The sequence below is a fragment of the Oleiphilus sp. HI0117 genome (genome assembly GCF_001635235.1).
The window spans coordinates 1-7,864 of record NZ_LWGA01000650.1 but is presented as its reverse complement, the minus strand read 5'-3'; the positions used below and the strand labels follow the sequence as shown (position 1 = coordinate 7,864).

Below are 7,864 nucleotides of genomic sequence, written 5' to 3'. Positions count from 1 at the left end.
GGTTTCAATCAAATGATCAACACGACCAAGTAAAACCTTCTCTTCTACATCAGACCCTGAAGCAAATACTTTCAGACCTTGAAGCTGATGCCAGTAGTAATCACCGCTAGGCAGTTCCGGCAATTCTTCTCGAGGTACAGAAATCAACGAACCACAATACTGCTTAGCCTCATCGCGATCATGACACCCCTTTAACTGGGCGACCAGACCATTGCCATGAGCTTTGCAGCTAAGCACGGTTACCGATCCGTTCTTGCTGCCACCTTCGAGAGTCCAATTTTTATATTGGCAAATATTTTCTTTAGGCTGAGTATAGGAAAACACCTTCACCCAACCCTTAACACCGTATACCGAGGTAATCTTACCCATTACAGCTTTTTCTGTAGCTTTGCTCATGAGTAATTATTTCCAGCCGGTATCAATGTTAGCTTTCCAGACTACTTAAACGGCCTTACGCAGCTTTAGCAGACTCTTTCAAAAGTGTCTTAACTCGGTCAGAAGTCTGAGCACCTTTATCTAACCAGTGCTGAACACGGTCAGAATCAACTCTTAAACGTTCTTCCTGGCCACGTGCCAAAGGATTGAAAAAACCAACACGTTCCAAATAACGACCATCACGTGAAGAACGGCTGTCTGTAACTGTTAGATGATAAAATGGGCGCTTCTTAGAGCCACCACGAGATAAACGGATAGTAACCATTCGTTGTAAATCCTGATTCCAGTTAAAAAATTCCCACACCACACCCGCAAAGCAGGATGACGGCGCTCGAAAGGGCGCATATTCTAGAGCATTACTCTAGAATTGAAAACACTAATTTCTGTTTTTTTACAATATCGCAATAATTCAGAGCGCCCTGCTGCGATTTCCAGTTTTTCTTAACACTTAAAACGGTCCACCGCCGCCTGGAGGCATCATTCCTTTCATCCCCCTCATCATCGACGCCATACCGCCTTTAGAAGAAAATTTCTTCATCATCTTTTGCATTTGCTTGTGCTGCTTTAACAGACGATTAATATCTTGAATCTGCGTACCTGAACCTGCCGCTATACGACGTTTTCTAGAATTGTTAACAGTATCAGGGAAGCGACGTTCTTTGGGCGTCATCGAGGATATAATCGCTTCCATCTGCCCTAAAGACTTATCATTAACTTGCTGTTGTGCAGCCTCTGCCATCTGCCCCATACCCGGCAACTTATCCAGCAAATTACCAACACCACCCATGTTTTTCATTTGTTGCAACTGGTCGCGAAAATCTTCTAAATCAAAGGATTTACCCTTTTTGATCTTTTTAGTAAGTTTTTCAGCTTTCTTCTTATCAAGATTACGCTCAGCCTCTTCAATCAGAGTCAGAACATCACCCATCCCCAAAATTCGAGAAGCCAAACGATCCGGATAAAACGGCTCTAATGCATCGACTTTTTCACCCATCCCCATAAACTTGATAGGCTTGCCGGTAATATGGCGCACAGACAATGCCGCACCACCACGGGAGTCGCCATCAGCTTTTGTCAGAATAACACCCGTCAATGGCAGAGCCTCATCAAAGGCCTTCGCAGTATTTGCTGCATCCTGCCCCGTCATAGAGTCAACAACGAATAAGGTTTCTACCGGAGTAATCGCCTGATGCAACTCTTTAATCTCAAGCATCATTTCATCATCTATAGCCAATCGACCCGCTGTATCGACAATCAAGACATCGCAAAAGGTTTTCTTGGCTTCAGATATCGCTGCATTAGCAATATCGATTGGTTTCTGATCAGTGGTGCTCGGGAAGAAGTTCGCTCCCACCTCTCCAGCCAATGTTTCAAGCTGCTTGATCGCCGCAGGACGATAAACATCCGCACTCACAACCATTACCTTTTTCTTTTCCCGCTCAGACAAGTAACGAGCCAGCTTGGCAACAGAGGTAGTCTTACCCGCACCCTGTAAACCCGCCATCAAAACAACAGCCGGAGGTTGGGCATTTAAACTCAAGCCTTCTGACTGAGCCCCCATCATTTCAACCAGCTCAGCATTCACTATCTTAATAAATGCCTGACCGGGCGATAAGCTACGCATGACTTCATAACCAATCGCGCGCTTTCTAACCTGCCCAATAAATTGTTTAACGACTGGCAAAGCCACATCAGCCTCAAGCAATGCCATTCGAACTTCTCTCAAAGTTCCTTTAATATTATCTTCAGTTAAGCGGGCTTTGCCGGTAACTTTTTTAAGACTCTCTGATAAGCGATCGCTCAGATTTTCAAACATGTTTAATCTCTATATTATTGCTATGTAATTGCAAACGGCGCATTATAACCATTTAACAGCCATAAGTTGAACATCAAGCTAAATAATGAATATCTTTGTACTCAGTTTTTTGTCGGTCGGACTGTATTTCACAGGGACAATCTATCAAACCCTCGTGTATCTCAGAAAAATTAATGCCAAGCACTTCATCTCCCTTTTAATCGGAGCCAGTGCGGCAAGCTTGCAGCTAATAGTTACTTTAGAGCAAACCTTCCGTGACAACTACGCCGCCTTTAGCTTCTCAAACTCAGCATCACTTATCGCCTGCGTTATTGTTATCGGGCTTTTATTGGCATCCAGCAGAAAACCACTCCAAGCAATTTTTCTTGCCGTTTACCCTTGCGCTGCACTTAGCGTAATCACCCTACTCGCCTTTAACGACAGCAGCCAATCATTCTCACCACAAAGCAGCGGCATCTTTATACACGTTATATTATCACTCATTGCCTACAGCGTCTTTTCGATTGCCGCCGTACAAGCATTACTTGTTCATATGCAGAACAACAACCTAAAGAAGCGAAACCACACTATACTAATGCGCAATTTGCCGCCACTCCTGACCATGGAGAACTTACTGTTTGAAATGCTATGGAGCGGCACTATCCTGCTTGCTCTTGCCATTCTCGCCGGTTTCATTTTTGTCGATGACCTATTCGCTCAACACTTGGCACACAAAACCGTTTTATCAATTCTTGCTCTGCTCACATTCTCTGCACTACTCGCAGGCAGAAAAATTTATGGCTGGAGAGGAATCACAGCCAGCAAATGGACACTTTGGGGCTTTAGCCTTCTAATGCTAGGTTTTTTCGGTAGCAAGCTAGTTCTTGAAACAATAAGCAAATAACCCGACAACCTTCATATAAACGGTAAACAACATTGAACGACGCCTCTATACCTTCTCTATTACTATTTCTGCTTTTTCTAATCATTTTATCTGGTTTTTTCTCTAGCTCAGAAACTGGCATGCTGTCGCTCAATCGCTACAGACTTAAACACCTAAAGAAAAATGGCCATAAAGGCGCGGAGAAAGCCAGCAATCTACTAGATCGAACCGATCAATTAATTAGCGTCATCCTAATTGGAAACAACTTTGTAAACATACTAGCCTCGTCAATAGCAACGGTCATTGCCATTCGACTATGGGGTGACGCAGGCATCGCAATTGCAACCGCAATCTTGACGCTAGTTATACTAATTTTTGCTGAGATAACACCTAAAACCATTGCAGCCTACCACCCGGAAAAGGTTGCCTTTCCCGCCGCACACATACTAAAACCTCTACTAAAGCTACTCTACCCAGCTGTCTGGTCAGTTAACCTTGTTACTAATTTCCTATTAACAAAACTCGGCTTTAGTACAAACGGAGAAGAAGAAAACCACCTAAGCCGAGAAGAACTGAGAACACTTGTTAATGAATCTAGCACCTTGATCCCACGCAAACACCAGGAAATGCTACTGGGGATTCTAGACCTAGAGAAAGTCACCGTTAACGACATCATGATTCCCAGAAACGAGATTGTTGGCATCGATATAGACGATGACCTGGATGATATTTTTCAGCAACTAAAAACCACCCAACACACACGCCTCCCCGTATACAAGGGCGATATAAACAACATCATTGGCATCCTACACCTTCGCAGCATGACTCGCGTACTTTCAAATGACGAACCGAACAAAGCCATGCTACTTCAAGCTTGCAGAGAACCTTACTTCACTCCTGAGAGTACTACACTCAACACCCAGCTAATACACTTCCAGCGGGAGAAACGTCGAATTGCCATTGTAGTTGATGAGTATGGCGACGCTCTCGGCATTGCCACAATGGAAGATATTCTGGAGGAAATTGTTGGGGAGTTCACTACTGATTACTCTTCAAGCAGCAGCCAAGACATCACACCTCAAGAAGATGGTTCATTTCTCATCGATGGCACAGCCACGATTCGAAATATTAACAAAACACTTGGCTGGAACCTACCTGTCAACGGTCCGAAGACACTTAACGGCTTGATAACGGAAACTCTCGAAACCATACCTGACACCCCCGTTTGCCTTTACCTTCAGCATCACCGGACAGAAATCAGACAAATCAAGGATAACGTCATTAGAACCGCCCAAATTTCACCATAGAAACTGAAAAAACAAACGCACCACTCATTTTTTTTGTCTTATGTAATAATTTGTTATTTTTTTTATATATATTTGCTTTATAATCTCAGGATTGATATAGAAGTAGTAATAATTTTTATATTGCGGGTAAGATGTACCTGCTTTTGTTCAGTGCCTTTATTTTTGTTAAGCATTGAAAGTCATTCAGCATACGGGAAAGGACGATGAATAAGTCATCTAGCGTTAGCTTTATCGGAGATCGCAATAGTCGACCTTCCAGGCTCGATAACGCAAGATCAGCTGAAGCTCTCAAAATTTGCAATATTGTTGTAAGAGACATGCATGCCCTTCTGCAAGGCATGTTTGACGGCATAGATGACTCTTTTTTCGAGCTTGCTAACAATGCTAGAAACAACAATGAACAAAACCGCTTCTTTGAAGCAATGCGCGATATTCGCATTAAGCGCAAGAATATTGAGAATGACTTTAAGTCCAGTATCGAAGCGCAGTTTTCCCTTGAGCAAGTTCTTACTCCCTCTTCGAAACTAAACGCACCAGTCGAACCGAAAGGTTTTGAAAGTCTAAGCCTAGTTCAGAATGACGACCTCGAAGAGGAAGTCGCGATATCATCTATGGCGACTAAAGCCCAGGCAAATTTTCAAGGCCCTTTACTTCAGTTTCATACTCGAATTTGCAACCTATACGGCTGCGAGAACAATGAAGATGCAAACCTTCCTCTAGGCTTAAAAGACGTAATAGAAAGCTTTACAAGCGCCTGTGAAGTGCTTGAAATAGAGTTAAAAGAGCGGTTAATTGTTTTTAAGCAATTTGATCGATATGTTCTATCAAACCTTGGTCCTGTGCTAGACGAAGCCAACAAAACATTAATACGCCTTGGCATTATGCCATCGCTAAAAGCACCTCGCACCAAGCAAGGTAGCAAGACTGCCTCTTCGCCACATGATAAATCAACGCATGCTTCCGAAGACACGACTGCCAAGCAGCAAAACACTACAAATGTACTACCTCAGCTGCAAAACTTACTAGCAAATATTCGTAATAATCTAGGCCCCCAAGCGCTCAGTGCTGATTACAATACTGGCCTGCCCACTCAATATGTGAGCACTCAAGACTTAATATCGCTACTCTCTGCCATCCAGGATATAGCGCCATCAACTAACAATAGCGCTGACCCTAAGGTTATTAATATTCATCAGCAGCTAAAAGCCCAACTAAGCCAAGGCAGCGATCAGCCAACAACCCAACCAAAATTTAAGCAAATAGATGAAGACTTGATCAACCTTGTCTCAATGCTATTTGAATTTATTCTAGAGGATTATAATCTGGCTGCGCCGATACAAGTCCTCATTAGCCGCTTACAAATACCCATACTCAAAGTAGTCATTAAAGACAATAGTTTCTTCAGCTCTAGCAAACACCCTGCCCGCAAGCTCCTCAACTCGCTAGCTAAAGCAGGTATAGGCTGGAACGAAACACAAAACAAAGGCGATGCGCTTTACCAGGCAATTTTTGATACAGTTCAGAACATTCTTGATAACTTTACCGGCGATATCCAGCTTTTTGAAAAGCTATATGAAGAATTTAGTGCTTTTGTTAAAAAAGAAGAAAAGAAATCTAAGATTGTCGAGCAAAGAACAAAGGAATCTGAAATTGGCCAAATTAAGTCTCGCCAAGCTCAAAAATGTGTCGAAGATAAGCTAGATTCATTGCTAGATAGCTCTCAAATTTCTATTCCTGACTTAGTCCTTGAAACAATTCGCGGTGGCTGGAGTCGCGTTATGTTTCTAGCATACCTGAAAGACGAAGAAGAGCATCAGTGGGAACACAGCTGTAAAACAGCCGAGAACCTAATCTGGTGTTTGCAGCCGTTTGAAAAACCTAAAGATCGCCAGTACTGGATCGCCATTGCCCCTAAAGTATTAAAAGAGCTTAAGTCAGGTCTTGAAGAAGTTTCCTATAATACAGCCGATCTTGACCAGGCACTTGTCGAGATTCGCTCAACACTCACAAACACATTTAAGCAAAACTCATTTAACTTGAGTCATAATATTGTTCCTCCTGTAAATGAGGAGAACGAGCCAAAGGCTGAAACTGCAATTGAGCGCCAACAAGCATCGATAGACTCCAGTTTAAATAAATATATTGAGCAAATTGAGCAAATTGAAGTTGGCACTTGGTTTGAGTTTACAAACAACGATAGCAAACAGCGATGCAAGCTGTCAGCGGTCATCAATGATGCAGATAGCTATATTTTCGTCAATCGCATGGGGCTAAAGTCTTGTGAAAAAACCAAAACCGACCTGGCGAATGATCTAAAAAGGAAGCACACAATTGTTCTAGAGCAAGGACTGCTAATTGATAGAGCCATGAACGCACTAACCAGTAGCCTAAGCCAGAAAGCAAGTACACTCTAATTTGTGAATACCGAGAGCAACCAAAGTCTTCGGCTCAGCTTAGCGGCTTTCGCTGCCATTTTGATTCACACAATCTTGGCCCTATTGATCTACTGGCTCGACATATCATTCCTTGAAACCAAGGAAAAGACTATCCCCTTCAAGCTAGTATCTGCAGACAGAAGCTCGCAATTTTCAAGCTCATCACTTAGCGCCGAAGAAAACTCACGCGCAGCACAAGAATATTTAGCGACACTTAACCAATCGCAATTTAAAAGCGACACCCAAACTAAACGTGACTCCTCATCAAAAGGCAGCCTAAGTCCTAATCAAAATGCCGTGAAGAAGCTGTCGGACAAACACACTCGGCTAGACAGCCCTGCTTTTCGTGGATCTAATCCAAGCACGGCAATTCACGGATTACAAAATATTTTCAGCCGCGATAAGCAAAGCCTTAAACCCAGCCAGACAAAACAAGTCTCGAGCAAGGAACTTGAGCAACTCAGCGACTACGAGATTTTACTTTTGAGCGCACTCAGGAAGGACTCTCTATACGACCCTTTTCATGCGGTAATGAACACTCACAAACGTAAAGAAGTTGCCTATACAATAACGCTTCGCTTATTCCCCAATGGAGCAATAAAAAACGCTTTGATAAAAGAGCCTAGTGGAATTATGAAAATAGATGAATTAGCGTTACAAGCGGCTTATAGAGCGAGCCCTTTCCCAACGCCACCTCATGAAGATATTCAAAAAGGGTACAAATATGACATTCCTTTCATCATCTACCAAAACAAAAACATCAGTAAATAACTAGAACACAAAAAAAGAAGAAGAGAGCCGACCTTGAGACGAGATTAAAGTCGGCTAAAGTACAACTTATTCAGCGGAAGCAGCAGCGCTTACCATCTTTTTCAGCTCACCAGACTCGTACAGTTCGGTGACAATATCACAACCGCCTACAAGTTCACCTTTTATGTATAGCTGCGGGAATGTCGGCCAACTTGAGTAAACCTTAAGGTTCTCTCTCAACTCAGGGTGTTCTAAAATA

General features: G+C 42.9%; 8 protein-coding genes. 4 read left to right on the top strand and 4 right to left on the bottom strand.

From position 1 onward, the window contains the following. The 3 genes from rimM to ffh form a co-directional block, all read right to left on the bottom strand. The coding region (rimM, locus tag A3757_RS08420; protein WP_068739417.1) for a ribosome maturation factor RimM at positions 1-396 on the bottom strand (396 nt) is incomplete at its 3' end. Positions 397-451: 55 nt separating this feature from the next. Beyond that, complete coding sequence (gene rpsP, locus A3757_RS08415) at positions 452-700, bottom strand: 30S ribosomal protein S16 (protein WP_068510835.1); 249 nt, start codon at positions 698-700, stop codon at positions 452-454. Positions 701-883: 183 nt separating this feature from the next. After that, on the bottom strand, positions 884-2,251 hold the full coding sequence (gene ffh / locus A3757_RS08410; protein ID WP_068554712.1) for a signal recognition particle protein: 1,368 nt from the start codon (positions 2,249-2,251) through the stop codon (positions 884-886). 85 nt (positions 2,252-2,336) lie between these two features. Here ffh and A3757_RS08405 point away from each other — a divergent pair, with 85 nt between their 5' ends. The 4 genes from A3757_RS08405 to A3757_RS08390 all read left to right on the top strand — a co-directional run bounded on the left by A3757_RS08405 (position 2,337) and on the right by A3757_RS08390 (position 7,626). Continuing rightward, entirely contained in the window at positions 2,337-3,134 is a 798-nt protein-coding gene (locus A3757_RS08405; RefSeq protein ID WP_068510840.1) for an inner membrane protein YpjD, read from the top strand. A gap of 32 nt (positions 3,135-3,166) precedes the next feature. Continuing rightward, on the top strand, positions 3,167-4,420 hold the full coding sequence (locus tag A3757_RS08400) for an HlyC/CorC family transporter (RefSeq protein ID WP_068510844.1): 1,254 nt from the start codon (positions 3,167-3,169) through the stop codon (positions 4,418-4,420). A 203-nt stretch (positions 4,421-4,623) separates the two neighbouring features. Further along, entirely contained in the window at positions 4,624-6,834 is a 2,211-nt protein-coding gene (locus A3757_RS08395; RefSeq protein ID WP_068739416.1) for a DUF1631 domain-containing protein, read from the top strand. A 3-nt stretch (positions 6,835-6,837) separates the two neighbouring features. Beyond that, the gene (locus A3757_RS08390) at positions 6,838-7,626 is read left to right on the top strand and encodes an energy transducer TonB (protein ID WP_068513268.1); all 789 of its coding nucleotides are present in this window, start codon (positions 6,838-6,840) and stop codon (positions 7,624-7,626) included. Between the two features lie 66 nt (positions 7,627-7,692). Here A3757_RS08390 and A3757_RS08385 read toward each other — a convergent pair whose 3' ends face one another. Beyond that, a complete protein-coding gene (locus A3757_RS08385; RefSeq protein ID WP_082872078.1) occupies positions 7,693-7,863 on the bottom strand; it encodes a glutaredoxin domain-containing protein in 171 nt (56 codons plus the stop codon). Between the last annotated feature and the right edge of the window lies 1 nt (position 7,864).